Origin of the sequence: Azospirillum formosense, from assembly GCF_040500525.1 — a bacterium.
GTDB classification, from domain to species: domain Bacteria; phylum Pseudomonadota; class Alphaproteobacteria; order Azospirillales; family Azospirillaceae; genus Azospirillum; species Azospirillum formosense_A.
In genome coordinates, this window is sequence record NZ_CP159404.1 from 780,941 (window position 1) to 799,933 (window position 18,993).

Consider the following 18,993-nt stretch of genomic DNA (forward strand, 5'->3'; position numbering starts at 1 on the left):
ACGGGGAGCCATGTCCGATGCCATGACCGCGCCGTATTCACACTCTCTTAGCGTGTTATTTTCCTTCTTTCATATAGGAAAATAGGATTTAAGCGCGGCGTCAAGCGCGCTTCGTTCCGGGCGCGGTTTTTCGCCGATCCCGGGCCACGGGCGCCGGTCGGGATCAATGCGGCGACCAGGGAATCGGCGACACCCAGCGCATGAGGAACGATTTCCGACGCGCCGACCACCTCTCCCAGGCTGCCGCGGGTCGGCGGCCCGACGACGAACAGGCCGGGAACCGGCAGCCCGGCGGCGTCGAGCGCCCGGCCCCGCCCGTCGACCTCGACACCCAAGCCGAGCCGGTCCGGCCGGATCAGCCCTTGGGCGGCCAAACCGGCCAGCAGCGCGCTGCGGCCGAAGGCGGTGCCGTGCCCGGCGCCGGTGCAGTTCACCAGGGCGTCGTAGCTCCGCCCGATCAAGCCATCGCCGCCGCGCGGCCGGTGGACGACCCACAGCCCGTCACCGCCCGAGGCGCACTCTCCGGCGCTCGCCGCGACCAGCCGGCCGACCAGCACGGCGAGGCGCCCGTCCGCCTGGGCGGCCTCCACCAGACGGGCGATCTGGGGGGCCGCCTGGAAGCGGTGGACGTCCCACCAGACCCGCAGATGGCGCTGGAACCGCCGCCGCTCGTCGAGCGGCAGGGCGGACCACAGCGCACCGTTCTGAAGGCGCAGGCTTTCCAGCACGTCGGTCCAGGGCCGTCCCGCCCGCCGGGCGGCGGCGACCGCGGCGCGCACGCGGCGCAGCAGATCGCCGACACGGGTGGGCGGATCGGCGGTGAAGTCGGTCCAGGACGTGGCCGAGGCCGGGCGCGGGCGCGGCACCAGCCCGTGGCGCGACAGGGCGGTCAGCGGTCCACGATGGCCGCGGCCGAGCAGCGTCGCCACCACGTCCCCCATGGTCAGGCCGGTGCCGACGATGAGAACGCGGTCGCTCCGCGCAACACCGTCGAGGGCACCCGGCGCCCAGGGATCGGCGACCACCCGCGGGTGCCCGCCCAGCGACGCCAGCACGGCCGGCGGTTCGGGGGGCGGGTTTCCGGTGCACAGGACGAGCGCGTCCGCCTCCACCGCCGTGCCGCCGGCCATCTCCACCACGAACCTCGTTCCGTGGGCCGTCCCGCGGCGATGGGCGGCGACCGCCCGGTCGCGGCGGTGGGTCACCCGCACCGGTCCGGGCGCGGCGAACAGCGGCCGCAGCCGTTCGTCGAGGTAGCGCCCGAATTCCGACCGCGCGGGGTAGTGAAGCCCCTCCGACCAGCCCGCCGGATCGGCCTCCAGCACGCCGCGCTCCAGGCACCAGCGATGGAAATCCTCCTCCGCGCCCTCCTCCCCCGTCCGGCCGATCGCCGCCGCCATGCGGATGGAGGGCACGTTGACCCGATGGCGGGGATCGCCGCCCGGGGCGTAGGTCAGGCCGGCGCCGAGCGACGGCCGCGGGTCCACGAGATCCACCCGGGCGGAAAAGCCGTCCGCGGCGCCGGCGCGCACCAGCCCAGCCGCCACGCCGCTGCCCGACACGCCGGCGCCGACGATGACGATCCGCAGGGGGGCCGGCGCGCTCATACCCCCTCGCGATGGACGATCCGCCCGCCGGCCACGGTCAGGCGGCAGCGCAGGTCGCGCAGCCGGTCCGGGGCGATGGCGGTGGGGTCCTCCGACAGCACGGCGAGGTCGGCGGCAAAGCCGGGACGCAGCGGCCCCTTCCAGCCCTCGTCGAAGGTCAGGGCGGCGCCGGCCACGGTGAACAGGCGCAGAGCCGTCTCGGCGTCCAGCCGCTGGTCGGGACCGATCACCCGGCCGCTGGTCCGTTCGCGCCGGTTGCAGACCGTCCACAGGGTGAAGAAGGGGTCGTAAGGGATGTTGTCGGTGGCGATGGCGGTCGGGATGCCCAGCCGCAGCAGATGGGCGTGCGGCACCACCAGATCGCCGCCATCCGGCTCGTCCAGATAGGCGGCCCCGCCCTTCCACAGAAAGTAGGTCGGGATCGTCGTCACCAGCACGTCGAGCCGCTTCAGCGCCTCCAGATCGGCCAGCCGGGCGCGGCCGATGTGCTCGATCACCCAGCGCCGCCCGGCCAGCCCGTGGCGTTCGTTGACCGCCTCCAGCACCGGCACCACCTCGTGCAGCTTGTCGCTGACGATGGTGTGCAGGCGCAGATCGTGCTCGGCGGCCAGAAAGCAGGCCTCGCGGAAGTCGGCGGGGGTCAGCGCCTGTTCGACGAAGCCCGACCAGCCGGTGTCGGGCAGGTTCGCGCGGGCGCAGCAGGCCACCGCCGGATCGCCGCCATAGGCGATGTGCACCCCCGACAGCTTCAGCCAGGGGTCGCCCAGCCCGGCGCCCCGGGCGTGGGCCAGCCAGTCGCGCATGGCGCGGCGCGCCTCGGCGATGTCGGCCCAGCTCGGGCTGACCACGAGCCCGACCCGCACCGTCAGCTCCCCCAGCTCCCACAGGCGGCGGTAGACCGAGATGGTCTGCGGCGCCGAGCCGTGCCCCTCGTAGACGCTGGTGGTGCCCTGGGCGTTGTAGAGCCGCTGGGACAGCCGCACGCCCTCCAGCCGTTCCGCGAAGCCAAAGCGGGGAACCGCCGGCAGCAGGTCGAACTCGACGGTCGGGCGGCTGTTGCGCTCGACGATGACGCCGGTCGGCTCACCGTCGGCGTCCTTCAGGATCTCGACGCCGGAACAGGTCGGCACGGTCGCCGCCGTGATGCCGTTCAGCGCCAGCGCCCGACTGTTCAGCACGCTGTGCCCCGGCGGCTTGCCCCAGTTGCCGAACAGGCCGGGGATGTAGACGGGGTGGTCCGGCGCGGCGCGGTCCAGCTCGTGCCGGTCCGGCGGCCGCCCCTCGGCCAGGGTGGCGGCGCCATCGAAGAAGAAGGGCGGCGTGCCGATCGGCATGGTGACGATCCACCGGCCGGGCGGCGTTTCCGCCGCCGCCGCCCGCACCCGCTCCAGGATGTCGCCGACGCTGCGCGCGCCGGCCAGCGAGGGGCGCAGGCGCTTCAGCCCCTCGCGCTCCATATGGGCGTGGGCGTCGTTGAAGCCGGGGATCAGAGTCGCCCCGCCGAGGTCGATCACTTCGGTCGATGGGGTGGCGAGTCCGGCCACCTCCTCCCCGCCGACGGCGAGGATGCGGTCGCCGGCGAGCGCCACCGCGCTGGCGCGCGGCGCGGCCGGATCGAAGGTGATGGCGCGCGCGTTGCGCAGGATCAGGGTCGGTTCGCTCATCGTCGGCCTCAGGAGGCGGTGGTGTACCAGGGGAACAGGCGGCGGATCAGCGCCACGAACAGGCGGTCGGCGATGAAGCCGAAGGTGCCGAGCAGCACCAGCCCGATCAGCATGATGTCGACCCGGAACATCTGGTGGCCGGTGGACATCATGTAGGCGATGCCCTCCCGCGCGCCGGACAGCTCCGCGGCGACCAGCAGGATCAGCGAGACGGCGATGCCCTGCCGCAGGCCGGCCAGGATCATCGGCAGCGCCGCCGGCAGAACCACCAGCAGCAGCGTCGCCAGCCGCCCCGCCCCCAGGCAGGCGGCGGAGCGCAGATAGGCCGCCGGCACGTCGCGCACGCCGATGAAGGTGGTGATCCAGATGGGGAAGAAGCTGCCCCAGGCGACGAGCGCCACCTTCGACCCCTCGCCGATGCCGAACCACAGAACCGACAGCGGCACCAGCGCGATGGAGGGGACGGAGCGGAAGCCGTGCAGGATGGGCTCGCTGACATGGTGCAGCAGGCCGATGCGCGCGGTCAGCAGCCCGGCGGTCACGCCGGTCGCCGTCGCGATGGCGAAGCCGAGCGCCGACCGGCGCAGGCTGACCAGGATGTTGGCCGGAATCTCGCCGGACAGCAGCATCGGGACGAAGGTGTCGAACACCGCCGACGGCGGCGGCAGCAGCACCGGGTTGACCCAGGTGCCGAGCCGCGGCACCGCCTCCCAGACCGCCAGGAACAGCAGGATGCCCGTCACGTTCAGCAGGGCGCGCAGCCACGCCGCCCGCCGCCGGCCGCGGCGGTGGGCGCGGCGGAATTCCTCGGCGAAGGCGGCGCCTTCGGTCGCCGCGTCCGCCGCCGGGCGCCGGGGGGTGGCGCGGCGATTGCCGGCCAGGCTTTCCGTCGTCGCGGTCACGCGGCCCTCCGTTCATCATCGGTCCCGCCGGCCATCTGGCTGCCGCGGGCCAGCGCCGCGGCGATGCGGGCGTATTCCCGGCCGAAGTCCGCCGACCCGCGGTCGCGCGGATAGGGCAGATCCACCGTCAGATCCTCGCGGATGACACCCGGCCCGGCCCCCATCACCACCACCCGCTGGGCGAGGAAGACCGCCTCGTCGATGTTGTGGGTGACGAACAGGACCGACACCCCGGTTTCCCGCCACAGCCGCAGCAGGTCCTCCTGCAGGGTGGTGCGGGTCATGGCGTCGACGGCGGCGAAGGGCTCGTCCATCAGCACCACCTCCGGCTCCACCACCAGGGCGCGGGCGACGGCGACGCGCTGGCGCATGCCGCCCGACAGTTCGTGCGGGTAGCGGTCGGCGGCGTGGCGCAGCCCGACCCGGTCCAGCGCCTCCAGCGCCCGGCGGCGCCGGATGGGGGCGGAGACGCGCTGCATGCGCAGGCCGAACTCGACGTTCTGCCGCGCGGTCATCCAGGCGAACAGGGCGTATTCCTGGAACACCACGCCGCGCTCCGGTCCCGGCCCGGCCAGCGGCCGGCCGCGGAAGCGCACATCCCCCGAGGTCGGCGTCAGGAAGCCGGCGAGCAGGTGGATCAGCGTGGACTTGCCGCAGCCGGAGGGGCCGATCAGGCAGACGAACTCGCCGGCCTCCACCGTCAGCGACACGTCGCGCAGCGCCCAGACCGGCGACCCGTCGCGGGCCGCGTAGATCTGCGACACGCGGTCGAACGCGATCAGCGGCCCGTTCATGTCCCCCGTCCTCATGTCAGGGTGACCCGGTCGGGCGCCACCGACTTCAGCGGCGAATCGACGATCAAACCGCGGAACAGGGCGCGCAGGTCGCCGGCCGGGCGCTTGGCGAGGCCGGCGGCGATGGCCCATTCCGCTTCCGCCACCAGATCGTCGAGGAAGCGGTCGTCGAAGGCGATCTGGAAGGTGAATTCGGACGTCGCCTCCAGGATCTCCTTGGACGGGGTGTGGATGCGCCGGGCGATCAGGTCGGCCCAGCCGCCGTCGGCGTGAATCAGCCGTTCCGCCGCCTGCAGCGCCTTGATGGCGCCGGCGACCAGCTCCGGCTTCTCCTTCACCACCTTCTCCGTGGTCAGCAGGAGCTGGTGGCTCTGGAAGAACCTCTCCAGCCCGTCCTGGGTCATCACCGCGGTCCTGCCGCCCGACTGGCGCTCCGCCACCACGGCCGACTGGCTGCTCCAGGCGAAGCCGTCGATGTCGCCGCGCACCAGGGCGGAGGTCATGTTGTTCGGGGTGAGGTCGACGATCTCGACGTCGCTCTGCGCCAGCCCGGCGAACTCCAGATACTTCGCCAGCATGTACTGGCCGGACGTGCCGACGCGGGTGGCGATCCGGCGGCCCTTCAGGCTGGCCGGCTTGGCCGGATCGATGCCGCCGTCCTTGCGGACGACGATCTTCATGTCGCGCGAATAGCGGCTGTAATTCACCAGGATCAGCGGGCGCAGCCCCTGCAGCACCGCGAACACCACCGGCGTTTCGGTCGAGGCGGAGAAATCGGCGGAGCCGGCGAGCAGAGCCTGCATCGAATCGCGCCCGCTCTCGAACTCCATGGTGTTGAGGTCGAAGCCCGCCTCGGCCCAGGTGCCGGCGGCCTCGGCGACGAAGGGCACCGCCCAGGTGTAGCCGGTGCTGCCGTAGGCCAGAGTCGCCTTGGCCGCGGCGGCGCGCGCGGGGCCGGCCCACAGCGGCGCGGCGGCGAACGCGCCGGCGGTCACCGCCGCGCCCGCCAGCAGGCGGCGGCGGCTGAGCCTTACAGCGGATGGATCGAACACGGTCATGGTCGGGAAACTCCTGTCGGGTGCGGCCGGGCGCTCAATGGGGCGCCAGCAGCCGGAAGGTCTGGTCGGCGGAACGGTTGTCGCGGTGGCCGTCGCTCCAGCCGATGGCGCGGCGGTAGCTGCCGAAGAGGCCGGCGGCGGCCACCGCCTCCTCGGCGATCCCGGTCACCATCTCGGCGTCGGGGGCGACATAGAGGGCGTCGTCGGGGCAATGGGCTTCGCACAGGAAGCAGGTCTGGCAGTCGGACTGCCGGGCGATGGCGGGGGCGGCCCCTTTCCCTTGCCCGCCGGCCGTCTGGAACACGTCCATCGGGCAGACGGCGACGCAGATGTTGCAGCCGGTGCAGCGGGTCGGACTGATCAGCTCGATCATGCCGCCAACTCCCGCTTCGCCCCGGACGGATCCGGATGGAGCGGCGCCGGACGTGCGGAGACACGGACCTCGTCCAGCCCGCCGACCGTCAGCAGATGGCGCTGCGCCGGATCGAGGGCGGCATGGTCGAGCCGGCGGTGCATGCCGCGCGATTCCGTGCGCGCCAGCGCCGACCGGTACATCCAGCGGGCGGTCGCCAGCATCGCCGCGGCCTCCCGCACGCGCAGGGAGTCGTCGGCCGAGGACGGCGCGGCTCCGGCCGCGTCGCTCCACAGCCGGTCCAGCCGGGCGAGCGATCCGGTCAGCCCTTCCTCCGTGCGGAAATAGTTGATGTGGTAGGGAAAGACCTCGGCCTGGACGGCGCGGGCCAGCGCCTCGGCGTCGATCGCCGCGCCCCGTCCCTCGCGCAGTCCGGCGCCGCCGGCCCGCCGCAGCGCGCGAGTTCCGTTCCCCAGGGCGCGGGCATGGTCGGCGGCGCCCTGCCCGGCCCAATGGCCGCTCGACATCGCCCAGGCGGCGTTGTGGCTGCCGCCGCCGGTGAAGCCGCCGCAGATCGGTTCGCGCGTCGCGGCGTCCCCCGCGGCGAACAGGCCGGGCACGGCGGTGGCGCAACTCTCGTCGACCAGCCGCAGGCCGCCGGTGCCGCGCACCGTGCCCTCCAGCCGCAGGGTCACCGGGAAGCGCTGGGTGAAGGGATCGATGCCGACGCGGTCGAAGGGCAGGAAGAAGTTCGGCTGCGCCTGGCGCATCGCCGCCCTCAGCTCCGGTTCGGCCCGGTCGAGGCAAGCGTAGACCGGCTCGGTCGCCAGGACGCGCGCGATCACCGAACGGCCTCCCTTGGACGCGGCGCCCGGAATGGCCGCGCCGTCCGCCCGCGTGAAGCTGGCCCACTGATAGAGCAAGGTCTTGGTCACCGACCCGAAGGCCGGAGCGATGGCGTAGGCGTTGGAGAATTCCATCCCCGACAGGTCGGCCCCGGCCTCCGCCGCCATCAGCAGACCGTCGCCGGTCAGCACATTGCAGCCAAGCGCCTTGCTGAGGAAGGCGCAGCCGCCGGTGGCGATGACCACCGCCTTCGCCCGGACGACCCAGCCGCCGCCCTTCTGCCGCCGCACGCTGGCCGCGCCGGCCACGGCGCCGCCGTCATCGACCAGCAGCTCCAGCGCCGGGCAATGGTCGAGGATGGTCACGCCGGCCTGTTTCACCCGGCGGCGCATCAGCCGCATGTATTCCGGCCCCTGCACCGACACGCGGCGGTCCCGCCCGTCGGCGTCGCGCGGAAAGGGATAGCCCCAGTCGGCGAGCTGCCCGACCGCGGCGTGGGTGCGGTCGAGCACGCGGTCCATCCAGCCGTGATCGGCCAGATGACCGCCGAGCCCCTCGCGCGCCGCCTTGGCAGCCGCGCGCCGGCCCGGGTCGGGGTCGACGTACCACAGGGTGGTTCCCGACGCGGCGGTGGCGCCGGACGTGCCGCAGAAGCCCTTGTCGGCCAGGACGGTGCGGGCACCGGCCGTCGCGGCGGCGATGGCCGCCCAGGTGCCGGCGGGGCCGCCGCCCAGAACGAGGACGTCGGCGTCGAGTTCAAACGATGAAGCGGGTGGATTGGCGGGAGCGCCGGGCGCGTTGGCCATCGGAAACCTCCGGGGCTGATCGGTCACATGGGCCAGCAGCGGACGGAGCGTCGGCAGCGGGTCCGAGTCCGATATTTCACGTCTCTGTTTCGCTTTAAGATGCTGAAACTATACTTACACAGTAGTTATTAAGCGCATACAAAAATATGCGTTCTTGTAAAAATTTTCGGCCGGCACGCCGGGCCGGCATGCCCGATGAAGGGACGATGCCGGCCGCGTTCGGCGCGTTCCGTGGGTTATCGGGCGGCGATCCTCACGCCTCCGCCAGCGCCCGCTCCGGATCGGCGCGCAACTCACGGCCTGTCGCAGCGCGCCCCGGAGCGCCGGGCCGGCACCAGCAACCCCTGATCTCATCGATCAAAAAGGACAGGACCCGTGCGTTCGCCGCCTCGCTGACGACGATCCTCGACCGCTTCCCCGTGGAACGGTCCAACGTTTCCGCGCCGCGCAAGCAACCGCCCGTTCAGCGTTCCGGCATGGGGTCGGCGGCGAACTCCGCCGTGAACAGCGCGACCAGATGCTCGATCACCGCCCGGACCCGCGGCACGTCGCGCAGGTCCGGATGGAGCACCAGCCACCCCTCGCGCTCCAGGGGCGGGGCGTCGCAGGGCACCGGCACGAGATCCGGCTCCGCCGCCGCCAGCCAGAAGGGCAGCAGCGCCACCCCGAATCCCGCCTTCGCCGCCGCGAGCTGGGTCTGCAGGCTGTTGGAGCGGAAGGCGACGCGGCGCCCGGCCATGTGGCGGGCCAGCCAGACCGCCTCCGGCAGGTCGGCCAGCGCCTCGTCGTAGCCGATCACCGTGTCGGGCGCCCCGGCGGCGGCGAACAGGCCGTAGCCCATGGTGGCGAGCCGCCGCGCGATCAGGTCGCCGCGCTGCGGCCGGGCGAGCCGGACGGCGATGTCGGCCTCCCGCCGCGCGAGGCTGAGCGACCGGTTGTCCACCGTCACCTCCAGGTCGATTCCCGGGTGGCGGGCGCGGAACGGCCCCAGCCGCGGCATCAGGAAGCGGTCGGCCAGCGCCTGGGTGGTGGTCAGCCGGACGGTGCCGGTCAGCCCGGCCTCCCGTCCGTCCCGGCTCGACGCTTGGCGCAGAATGGCCAGCGCCCGCTCGTCCATCCCGTCGGCCAACGCGAAGACCGCCTCGCCGTCGGCGGTCAGGCTGTAGCCGTCAGCCCGCCGATCCACCAGACTGCGGCCCAGCCCCTCCTCCAGCGCGGCAACCCGGCGCCCGACCGTCGCGTGGCTGATCCGCAGCGCGCGCGCCGCCGCCGACAGGCTGCCGGTGCGGGCCAGCGCCAGGAAGATCCGCAGATCGTCCCAGTTCAGGACGGCTGTTTGTTTATGAACAGGCATTGCGCAAACCTATCGGATGTCCAGCCAAAATCACACAGGGCACACTGCGCTCCGCCCCTGCCCTTTCCGGAGCCGCAACCACCATGAGCGCCATCCCGAAGACCCTGCTCGCCCTCGCCGGCGCCCCCGCCACGCCGAGCCCGCTCGACTCCGCGGCGCTGGTGCTGATCGACGCCCAGCGCGAATACACTGAGGGCGCCCTTCCCCTGGTCGGGGTGGAGGCCGCGGTGGCCGAGGCCGCGCGTCTGCTGGAGCGGGCACGCGAGGCCGGCGTTCCGGTCTTCCACATCGTCCACCACGGCAAGCCCGGCGGCGCCCTGTTCAACCCGGAAGGCCCGCTATCCGGCATCGTCGCCCCGCTGCTCCCGCTGGACGGCGAGACGGTGGTGGTGAAGCACCTGCCCAACGCCTTCGCCGGGACGGAGCTGGACGCGCTGGTCCGGGCCACCGGGCGCAAGGAACTGATCGTCGCCGGCTTCCAGACCCACATGTGCGTCAGCAGCACGGTGCGCGCCGCCCTCGACCTCGGCTGGCGGACCACCGTGGTGGACGCCGCCAGCGCCACCCGCGACCTTCCCGACGGGGCCGGCGGCGTGATCCCGGCCGAGGCGCTGCACCGCGCCAATCTCGCCGCCCTGGCCGACCGCTTCGCCGTCGTGGTCAAGAACAGCCGGTCCTGGGCGTAAGGACGGCGCGGCGATCAAGGGGACGCGCCCGAACCGGGTGACCTTCCCTTGCATCGCGGCGGCCCTGGCCGAGGACGCGCTGCTGATCCTGACCGGCCCGCTGCTGGTCGTCATCCTCCTCACCCTCCGCCGGAGCGGCAAGCGCGTGTTCGCGGAACGACCAGCGTGCGGCGGGAGCCTTTCTCTGCTTGGAAGGACATGGCGGTCGCGTTTGCCCCCTCTCCGATCTCGTGAAGGAAAAAATCAGCTTTGGTCTATTTAACATTTTTTATTTGTATAATTTCAAAAATAGTACATCGTAATGCAATTATCCAATTCCCATTTCCCTTTTAAAAAAGTAGAGTTTTCTTGCCGGCGGACGACCGCGCCGCCGGGTGAAGACGGGGGAGATACGCCACCATGAAGCAGTTCCTGCCTTCCATCGCCCTGTTCGCGCTGGCCACCCTGGCGCCGATCTCCGCCGAGGCCGCCGGCAAGATCGTCGTCGCCTACCAGACCGACGCGCTGCCGTCGTCGGTGGCCATCGCCAACGGAGACTTTGCCAAGGCGACCGGCGCCGAGATCGATTTCCGCAAGTTCAATTCGGGCGCCGACATTTTCGCCGCCATCGCCGCGGGCGACGTCCAGGTCGGCTATGTCGGCTCCAGCCCCTTCGCCGCCGCGGTCAGCCGCGGGCTGGACGTGAAGGCCTTCTACCTCGCCAGCTCCTCCGGAACGGACGAGGCGCTGGTGGTCCGCAACGGCTCCGGCATCGAGAAGCCCGCCGACCTGAAGGGCAAGAAACTGGCCGCCGCCCCGGTCTCGACCGACCATTACCAGCTCCTCGCCGTCCTGAAGCAGGAGACGCTGAGCGAGCGTGACGCCCAGGTCTTCGCCATCCCGCAGCCCGACATCGTCGCGGCCTGGAATCGCGGCGACCTCGACGGCGCCTTCGTCTGGGACCCGGCGCTGACCGAGCTGAAGAAGACCGGCAAGGTGCTGCTGACCTCCCGGCAGGTGGCCGATCGCGGCGCCCCGACCTTCACCGCCTGGGTCGCCACCGCCGCCTTCGCCAAGGAAAACCCGGCCTTTCTGAAGAGCTTCGCCGGGGTGGTGGAGCGCTACAGCGTCTCCTTCCGCGACGACAAGGCCGCCTGGGGGCCGGAGTCGCCGAACGCCAAGACGCTGGCCGGGCTTCTCGGCGGCACGCCGTCCGACCAGGCGGCGGCGCTGAACAACCTGTCGCTGATCCCGGCGAAGCAGCAGGCCACCAAGGACTGGCTGGAGGGCGGCGAGAACAGCGGCACCGCCCGAATCCTGAAGGAAACCGCCGAATTCCTGAAGGAGCAGAAGAAGGTCTCCACCGTGCTGCCCAGCTACGGCGGCTTCGTCACGGCGGATTACGTCAAGGCCCTGCCCTGAACGCGGCCGGACGGGAGATGCGCCATGCTCCGGGTGCAGAACGCCAGCGTGTTCTTTCCAGGCCGTGACGGCGGGATGGTCCACGCGCTGGACCGCGCGTCGCTGGACATCGACGCCAACAGCATCGTCGTCGCGCTGGGCGCGTCGGGCTGCGGCAAGTCCACGCTGCTGAACGCCATCGCCGGCTTCCTTCCGCTGTCGGACGGCCGCATCACGCTGGACGGCCGGCCGGTGGACCGCCCCGGCGCCGACCGCGGCGTGGTGTTTCAGAAGGACACGCTGCTGCCCTGGAAGAGCGTGCTGGACAATGTGGCGCTCGGCCTGGATTTCGCCGGCCTTCCTTTGCGGGAACGCCGGGACCGCGCCGCGGAGCTGCTGCGCCTCGTCGGGCTGGAGGGCTTCGCCAGATCGGCCCCGCACGAGCTGTCCGGCGGCATGCGCCAGCGCGTCGGCATCGCCCGCGCGCTGGCCACCGACCCGAAGATCCTGCTGATGGACGAGCCGTTCGGCGCGCTCGACAGCCTGACGCGGGAGCAGATGCAGGAACTGCTGGTCGACGTCTGGGCGCGCACCGGCAAGCGCATCTTCTTCATCACCCACTCCATCGAGGAGGCGCTGTTCCTCGGCACGACGGTGGTGGTGATGTCGCCGCGCCCCGGCCGGATCGTCGCCCGCTTCGACCTCGATTTCGTCCGACGCTTCGCCGCCGAACGGGACGTGCGCGCCATCCTGTCCGACCCGGAGTTCGGGGATCTGCACAACCGCATCCGCGACCTCGTCCACCGTCCGCATCACGCGACGGTCCACCGCGGGGAGACGCTGCAATGACCGACGCCGCCCGCACGACCACCGAACCACTGACCGAACCCGCAACCCGCCCCCGGACCGTCGCGCTGCGGCCCTTTGGGCTGGACGGCGCGCGGACCGGACCGATCAGCGCGGCCACCGGGCTCCTGCTGATCGCCCTGTGGTTCCTGGTGTCGCATTACCGGCTGGTGACGCCGCTGTTCCTGCCCGCGCCGGGGGAGGTGGCCGCCCAGTTCCTCGCCATCCTGGAGGACGGCTACGCCGGCGCCACGCTTGGGGAGCATGTGTCGGCGAGCCTGCTGCGCATCCTCGCCGCGGCGCTGATCGCGGCGTCGCTCGGCATTCCGCTGGGGCTGGCGATGGGGCTGAACCGCTGGGCCAAGGGCGTCCTCGACACCCCCATCGAGTTCTACTGGCCGCTGCCGCCGCTGGCCTACCTGCCGCTGATGATCATCTGGCTGGGCATCGGGGAGGTGTCGAAGATCGCCCTGCTGACGCTGGCGATGTTCGCCCCGATCTGCCTGTCGGCGCAGGCCGGCGTGCGGTCGCTGCCCATCGAGCGGGTCAATGCGGCCCTGTCGCTGGGGGCCACGCGCTGGCAGCTCTTCCGCGCCATCGTGCTGCCCAGCGCCCTGCCGGAGATCCTGACCGGCCTGCGCATCGCGATCGGCGTCGGCTGGAGCACGCTGGTCGCCGCGGAGCTGATCGCGGCGACGCGCGGCATCGGCTTCATGATCATGTCCGCCTCGCATTTCCTGGCCACCGACGTGGTGTTCGTCGGCATCGGCATCATCGCCGCCTGGGCCTTCGCCTTCTCCTACGGGATGCGCCTGCTGGAATCCTGGCTGGTGCCGTGGAAGGGCAAGACCTGACGCTTTCCCGAACCGGAGTGCCTCAACCGTGTCGCGGCCCCCCAACATCCTGTTCATCATGGCCGACCAGATGGCGGCCCCCGCCCTGCCCTTCCACGGTCATCCGGTCGTCAAGACGCCGAACCTGTCGCGGCTGGCCGCGGACGGCGTGGTGTTCGACAACGCCTACTGCAACTACCCGCTCTGCGCGCCGTCGCGCTTCGCGCTGCTGTCGGGGCGGCTGCCCTCGGCCATCGGCGCCTTCGACAACGCGGCGGAGTTCGCCTCCTCCGTACCGACCTTCGTGCATTACGCCCGCGCCGCCGGCTACCGCACCTGCCTGTCGGGCAAGATGCATTTCGTCGGCGCCGACCAGCTCCACGGCTTCGAGGAGCGGCTGACCACCGACGTCTATCCCGCCGATTTCGGCTGGACGCCCGATTGGGGGAACGGGGCGCTGGCCTACGACTGGTCCCATCACATGGCGAGCGTGGTCGAGGCCGGCCCCTGCCACCGCAGCCTGCAGATCGACTTCGACGAGGAGACCGCCCATCAGGCGGTGCAGAAGATCTACGATTACGGCCGCACCGCAGACGAGGCGCCCTTCCTCCTGGCGGTGTCCTTCACGCATCCGCACGACCCCTTCAACTGCCTGCCGGAACACTGGGACCTCTACGACCACGCGGCGATCGACCTGCCGTCTGTGCCGCCCATCCCCCCGGAGCGGCTCGATCCGCACAGCCGACGGCTCCATTACATGGATGGGCTGCACCGCTACGACCTGACGGATGAGCGGGTGCGCACCGCCCGCCACGCCTATTACGGCTCCATCAGCTATGTGGACGAGCTGGTCGGTCGCCTGCTGACGGCGCTGGAACGCGCCGGGCTGGCCCAGGACACCATCGTCGTCTTCACCGGCGACCATGGCGAGATGCTGGGCGAGCGGGGCATGTGGTACAAGATGACCTTCTTCGAATGGTCGTCCCGCGTGCCGCTGCTCGTCCACGCTCCGGGACGCTGGGCACCGCGCCGGGTGTCGGCCCCGGTGTCGCACGTCGATCTGTTCCCCACCATCCTCGACCTGCTGGACGGCCGGGCGCCGCTGCCGGTCGACCCGTTCGACGGCGAAAGCCTGCTGCCCCTGCTCGCCGGTTCGGCGCGCGGCGCCGGCCGCACCATCTTCGCGGAGTATCTGGGGGAGGGAACGCTGAACCCCGCCTTCATGGTGCGGCGCGGCCGCTACAAATACATCGCCTGCGACGGCGACCCGCCGCAGCTCTACGATCTGGAGGCCGACCCGAAGGAGCTGGTCAACCGCGCTGGCGCGCGCGATCTCGCCGCCATCGAGGCCGATCTGTCCGCATCCGTCGCGCGGCGCTGGAACGCGCCGGCCCTGCGCCGGGCGGTGATCGAGAGTCAGAACCGGCGGCTGTTCGTCCACAAGGTGCTGCTGACCGGGCGCCACACGCCGTGGGATTACCAACCCCACCGCAACGCCGCCACCGCCTATGTCCGCAATTTCGGGGTCGCCGAGGACGCGCTGAAGGCGCTGGCCCGCCTGCCGGCAGTGGAACCGGTGCCGCCCGACCGTCCCGACGCCTGACCTATCCCATCCGTGACCGGAGGAACCGCCATGCCCGACATTGCTCTGCCCAGCCTGTCCATCACCCCCGTCAGCCCAGCCATCGGCGCGCGGGTTGAGGGGCTGGACCTCACCCACCCGCTGAGCGACGCGGAGGCCGCCGCGCTGGAGCGCGCGCTGGTCGCCCACCAGGTGCTGTTCTTCGAGAACCAACCCCTGACGCCCGCGGCCCAGCGCGCCTTCGCCGCCCGCTTCGGCAGCCTGCACGTCCATCCCGTCTATCCCAACGTGCCCGAACAGCCGGAGATCATGGTGCTCGACACCGGTCCGCACAACGTGACGGACAACGACGTCTGGCACACCGACGTGACCTGCATCGAGACGCCGCCGGCCATCGTGGCGCTGTCGGGCAAGCGGATCCCGCCCAGCGGCGGCGACACCGTGTGGGCCAGCAACATCGCCGCCTACAACGGCCTGTCGGAGCCGCTGCGCCGTCTGCTCGACCCGCTGACCGCGCTGCACGACTTCACCAAATCCTTCCCCGAATGGCGGCACAGCGGCGACCCGGAGACGCACGCGCGCTGGCGCGCGGCCCGCGACCGCCACCCGCCGGTGATCCACCCGGTGGTCCGCGTCCATCCGGTGAGCGGCGCCAAGGCGCTGTTCGTGAACGAGAACTTCACCGCGCGCATCGTCGGGCTGAGCGACCGCGAGAGCGCCGCGATCCTCGACCTGCTGTTCAACCACATCAGCCGCCCGGAATTCACCGTGCGCTGGCGGTGGAAGGCCGACGACCTCGTGCTATGGGACAACCGCTCCACCCAGCATTACGCGGTCAACGACTACCTGCCGCACAGCCGCCTGATGCACCGCGCCACCGTGCTGGGCGACCGGCCCGTCGGACCCTGAGCAAACATTTCATAACACCATCAAATCCCTGGGGAGACTTTCGACCGTGACGAGCCTGTTCCAGCGCCGCGCCGTGCTCGGCGCCCTGTTCGCCGCCGCCCTGTCCAGCCTTCTGCCGGGCGCCGCCCGCGCCGCCGACAGGGTGACGGAAATCCGCCTCGACCACGCCTACTACAACCCGGTCAGCCTCGTGCTGAAGGAAAAGGGCTGGCTGGAGGAGGAGCTGAAGAAGGACGGGATCGCCGTTCGCTGGGTGCTCAGCCTCGGCTCCAACAAGGCCTTGGAGTTCCTCAACGCCGGCAGCCTGGATTTCGGCTCGACCGCCGGAGCGGCGGCGCTGATCGCGCGGATCAACGGCAATCCCATCAAATCGGTCTACGTCTATTCCAAGCCGGAATGGACCGCCCTGGTCACCGGCCCGGACAGCGCCATCACGAAGGTCGAGGACCTGAAGGGCAAGCGCGTCGCCGTCACCCGCGGCACCGACCCGCACATCTTCCTGGTCCGCACGCTCGCCCAGCACAAGCTGACCGACAAGGACATCAAGCTGGTCCTGCTGCAGCACCAGGACGGCCGGCTGGCGCTGGAGAAGGGCGACGTGGACGCCTGGGCCGGGCTCGACCCGCTGATGGCCCAGGCGGAGATCGACAACGGCGCCAAGCTGTTCCACCGCAACGCCGCCGCCAACACATGGGGCGTCCTGAACGTGCGGGAGGAGTTCGCCAAGCAGCAGCCGGAACTGGTCGCCCGCGTGCTGCGCGCCTACGAGAGGGCCCGCGCCCACGCGCTCGCCAACCCGGCGGACCTGAAGGCGACCATCGCCACCGCCGCCAAGCTGTCGGAACCGGTTGCCGCGCGCCAGCTGGAGCGCACCGACCTCAGCCACGGCGCCATCGGCGCGGAGCAGGCCGACACGGTCCTCCAGGCCGGCCTTGCCCTTCAGGAAAGCGGCGTTCTGGGCGCTGACGTGGACGTGAAGGGAGCCGTCGCGGCGCTGATCGACCCGTCCTTCTCCAAGGCGCTGAGCCAGTAAGGAGGCCGGTCCGTGACCGCCATCGAACCGGCGCTGGACCGGCGGGAGGCCGGGGCCGCTCCGCGGGCATCCGGGCCGGAGAGGCCCGGCACGGCGCCCCGCCGCCGTTGGCTGAACGGGCTGGCCGGCCTGATCGTCCCGCTGGCCCTGGCGTTCGGTTGGGAAATCGCCGTGACGCAGGGCTGGGGCAACGGGCGCCTGTTGCCGCCGCCCAGCCGCATCCTGTCCACCCTGTCGGGCCTGTGGCGGTCCGGCGACCTGGCCACCCATGTGACGGCGACGCTGGGCCGGGTGGGGTTGGGCTTCCTGTTCGGGGTGCTGGCGGGGACGCTGCTGGGGGCGCTCACCGGTTATCTGACCTGGGCGCGCCGCCTGCTCGACCCCACTCTGCAGGCGCTGCGATCCATCCCGTCGATCGCCTGGGTGCCGCTGTTCATCCTGTGGTTCGGCATCTTCGAGACCTCGAAGGTCATCCTGATCGCGGTCGGCGTCTTCTTCCCGATCTATCTGGCCCTGTCCGGCGCCATCCTGGACGTGGACCGCAAGCTGGTGGAGGTGGGGCGCATCTTCCGCCTGTCCGGGCCGGCGCTGGTGTGGCGCATCCTGCTGCCGGCGGCCCTGCCCGCCTACGCGCTGGCGCTGCGGGCCGGGCTGGGACTGGGCTGGATGTTCGTGGTGGCGGCGGAGTTCATGGGAGCCAGCGAGGGGCTGGGCTTCCTGCTGACCGACGGGCAGATGACCGGCCAGCCGGCGACCATCCTCGCCTCCATCGTCGCCTTCGCGGTGCTGGGCAAGCTGACCGACGGGCTGCTGGCCGCCCTGTCCCGCCCGCTCCTGCGCTGGCAGGATTCCTTCAAACCGGAGGGTTGAGCCGATGCTGCGCATCGATGGGCTGGGCAAGCGCTACCCCAACGGCCATCTGGCGCTGGAGGGAATCGGACTGGAGGTGGCGCCGGGGGAAATCCTCGGCGTCGTCGGCGGCTCCGGCTGCGGCAAGAGCACGCTGTTGCGCCTGATCGCCGGTCTGGAGACGCCGACCGCCGGGGAGGTCGTGCTGAACGGCCGTCCGGTGCGCGGCCCACGCGACGAGATCGGTTTCGTCTTCCAGGAACCGCGGCTGATGCCCTGGCTGCGCATCCGCGACAACGTCGCCTTCGGCATCCGCCATCTGCCGAAGGCGGAACGCGAGGCCCGCACGGTGCAGGCGCTGGCGCGCGTCGGTCTCGCCGACTTCGCCGGGGCGTGGCCGCGGGAGCTGTCCGGCGGCATGGCCCAGCGCGCCGCGCTGGCGCGGGCGCTGGTCGGGCGGCCCTCGGTCCTGCTGCTCGACGAGCCCTTCTCGGCGCTGGACGCCCTGACCCGCTACGACCTGCAGGACCATCTGCTGAGCCTGTGGGCCTACGAACGCCCGACGCTGATCCTGGTCACCCACGACATCGAGGAGGCGCTTGTCCTGGCCGACCGCGTCGTGGTGATGCTGCCCCGCCCGGGCCGCGTCCTGACCATCGCGACGCCGCCGTTGCCGCGTCCGCGCGATCGCGCCGATCCGTTGTTCGAGGTTTGGAAGCACCGGCTGCTCGCCGACCTCAGCCGCGCGTTCCGCCATCGCATCAGCGGCGAGGAGGCGTTTCCCGCCGCCGCCATCTGACCGCCACCTGACCGCTGTTGGCCGCTGTTGGCCGCAAGTCCTACCGATGCGGAGAGCCCTTGGCGCGCTGATCCCTGCCAGGGGCGGGCCATGATGCACGTCGAAGGAAGGCAAGGCAGGCGTTGAACTGGACCATCCTGCTCAATGGAGCGCCACGCGGGCCGGGCGGGCTTCGCTTTGGCGCGCGAGGCGCCTTGAAGGACGGATGAGGCGACCGGGCCGGGTTGCCGATGGATCAGCCGCCAGGGGCAAAGGACGGAGCCTCCGACGAGGACGAGCGCCCAGCGGCGTCGCCGTCATCAGGCCCAACGCCATTTCGCCGAAGGAAGCCGTCGCAAAGTTTTTTAAAACTGACATCTGTATTTTAAAACATGGATAAAAACTTCCCTCATGGAGCGGTTTTATTCAAAATCTGTCAAGACGCGACGTATTTCTGTGAATTATTTCTTTGCGGAGTGCGCACACCGGGCCGGTGACAGCCGGGCTCGCCCGCTCCGCCGCCCCTCTCCCCTTGGCCTCGCGGTGAATGCGTGTTTGAAACGCGGACGCCGTGATTTTCTTCTGGTGCGCAGCCTCGAAATCGCCTACAAGCGGCTTCCCGCTGCAAGGCGGCGACAGGAGTGTAGCTCAATTGGTAGAGCACCGGTCTCCAAAACCGGGGGTTGGGGGTTCGAGCCCCTCCACTCCTGCCAT

General features: G+C 71.1%; 17 protein-coding genes and 1 tRNA gene. 10 read left to right on the top strand and 8 right to left on the bottom strand.

All coding sequences use genetic code 11. The features are described from left to right. Window positions 1-47: 47 nt before the first annotated feature. The 8 genes from ABVN73_RS24110 to ABVN73_RS24145 all read right to left on the bottom strand — a co-directional run bounded on the left by ABVN73_RS24110 (window position 48) and on the right by ABVN73_RS24145 (window position 9,383). Complete coding sequence (locus ABVN73_RS24110) at window positions 48-1,607, bottom strand: FAD/NAD(P)-binding protein (protein WP_353861110.1); 1,560 nt, start codon at window positions 1,605-1,607, stop codon at window positions 48-50. Further along, the gene (locus tag ABVN73_RS24115) at window positions 1,604-3,271 is read right to left on the bottom strand and encodes an amidohydrolase (RefSeq protein WP_353861111.1); all 1,668 of its coding nucleotides are present in this window, start codon (window positions 3,269-3,271) and stop codon (window positions 1,604-1,606) included. The genes ABVN73_RS24110 and ABVN73_RS24115 overlap by 4 nt, the downstream gene beginning before the upstream one ends. 8 nt (window positions 3,272-3,279) lie before the next feature. Further along, the gene (locus ABVN73_RS24120; RefSeq protein ID WP_353861112.1) at window positions 3,280-4,173 is read right to left on the bottom strand and encodes an ABC transporter permease; all 894 of its coding nucleotides are present in this window, start codon (window positions 4,171-4,173) and stop codon (window positions 3,280-3,282) included. Next, entirely contained in the window at window positions 4,170-4,967 is a 798-nt protein-coding gene (locus tag ABVN73_RS24125; RefSeq protein ID WP_353861113.1) for an ABC transporter ATP-binding protein, read from the bottom strand. Before ABVN73_RS24125 ends, ABVN73_RS24120 begins: the two co-directional genes overlap by 4 nt. Window positions 4,968-4,978: 11 nt before the next feature. Continuing rightward, a complete protein-coding gene (locus ABVN73_RS24130) occupies window positions 4,979-6,025 on the bottom strand; it encodes an NrtA/SsuA/CpmA family ABC transporter substrate-binding protein (RefSeq protein ID WP_353861114.1) in 1,047 nt (348 codons plus the stop codon). A gap of 34 nt (window positions 6,026-6,059) precedes the next feature. After that, on the bottom strand, window positions 6,060-6,398 hold the full coding sequence (locus tag ABVN73_RS24135) for a ferredoxin family protein (protein ID WP_353861115.1): 339 nt from the start codon (window positions 6,396-6,398) through the stop codon (window positions 6,060-6,062). Next, window positions 6,395-8,029: an FAD-binding protein gene (locus ABVN73_RS24140; protein ID WP_353861116.1), complete on the bottom strand. Its 1,635-nt coding sequence runs from the start codon at window positions 8,027-8,029 to the stop codon at window positions 6,395-6,397. The genes ABVN73_RS24135 and ABVN73_RS24140 overlap by 4 nt, the downstream gene beginning before the upstream one ends. Window positions 8,030-8,492: 463 nt before the next feature. Further along, window positions 8,493-9,383: a LysR family transcriptional regulator gene (locus tag ABVN73_RS24145; protein ID WP_353861117.1), complete on the bottom strand. Its 891-nt coding sequence runs from the start codon at window positions 9,381-9,383 to the stop codon at window positions 8,493-8,495. An 83-nt stretch (window positions 9,384-9,466) separates the two neighbouring features. On the opposite strand from ABVN73_RS24145, the gene ABVN73_RS24150 reads away from it, so the two are divergent. The 10 genes from ABVN73_RS24150 (at window position 9,467) to ABVN73_RS24195 (ending at window position 18,992) form a co-directional block, all read left to right on the top strand. Next, a complete protein-coding gene (locus ABVN73_RS24150) occupies window positions 9,467-10,069 on the top strand; it encodes a cysteine hydrolase family protein (RefSeq protein ID WP_353861118.1) in 603 nt (200 codons plus the stop codon). Window positions 10,070-10,468: 399 nt separating this feature from the next. Next, the gene (gene tauA / locus ABVN73_RS24155; protein WP_353861119.1) at window positions 10,469-11,470 is read left to right on the top strand and encodes a taurine ABC transporter substrate-binding protein; all 1,002 of its coding nucleotides are present in this window, start codon (window positions 10,469-10,471) and stop codon (window positions 11,468-11,470) included. 24 nt (window positions 11,471-11,494) lie between these two features. Next, window positions 11,495-12,298: an ABC transporter ATP-binding protein gene (locus tag ABVN73_RS24160; protein WP_353861120.1), complete on the top strand. Its 804-nt coding sequence runs from the start codon at window positions 11,495-11,497 to the stop codon at window positions 12,296-12,298. After that, window positions 12,295-13,149, top strand: a complete 855-nt coding sequence (locus tag ABVN73_RS24165) for an ABC transporter permease subunit (RefSeq protein WP_353861121.1) — start codon at window positions 12,295-12,297, stop codon at window positions 13,147-13,149. The genes ABVN73_RS24160 and ABVN73_RS24165 overlap by 4 nt, the downstream gene beginning before the upstream one ends. A 28-nt stretch (window positions 13,150-13,177) precedes the next feature. Beyond that, complete coding sequence (betC, locus tag ABVN73_RS24170; protein WP_353861122.1) at window positions 13,178-14,731, top strand: choline-sulfatase; 1,554 nt, start codon at window positions 13,178-13,180, stop codon at window positions 14,729-14,731. A gap of 30 nt (window positions 14,732-14,761) precedes the next feature. Next, window positions 14,762-15,619: a taurine dioxygenase gene (tauD, locus tag ABVN73_RS24175; protein ID WP_353861123.1), complete on the top strand. Its 858-nt coding sequence runs from the start codon at window positions 14,762-14,764 to the stop codon at window positions 15,617-15,619. A 46-nt stretch (window positions 15,620-15,665) separates the two neighbouring features. After that, window positions 15,666-16,652 (top strand): aliphatic sulfonate ABC transporter substrate-binding protein, encoded by a 987-nt coding sequence (locus tag ABVN73_RS24180; protein ID WP_353861124.1) that lies wholly within the window; start codon window positions 15,666-15,668, stop codon window positions 16,650-16,652. Window positions 16,653-16,664: 12 nt separating this feature from the next. Next, on the top strand, window positions 16,665-17,522 hold the full coding sequence (locus tag ABVN73_RS24185) for an ABC transporter permease (protein WP_353861125.1): 858 nt from the start codon (window positions 16,665-16,667) through the stop codon (window positions 17,520-17,522). A gap of 4 nt (window positions 17,523-17,526) precedes the next feature. Continuing rightward, the gene (locus ABVN73_RS24190; protein WP_353861126.1) at window positions 17,527-18,300 is read left to right on the top strand and encodes an ABC transporter ATP-binding protein; all 774 of its coding nucleotides are present in this window, start codon (window positions 17,527-17,529) and stop codon (window positions 18,298-18,300) included. A gap of 616 nt (window positions 18,301-18,916) precedes the next feature. Next, window positions 18,917-18,992: transfer RNA gene (locus tag ABVN73_RS24195), tRNA-Trp, on the top strand. Window position 18,993: the final 1 nt, after the last annotated feature.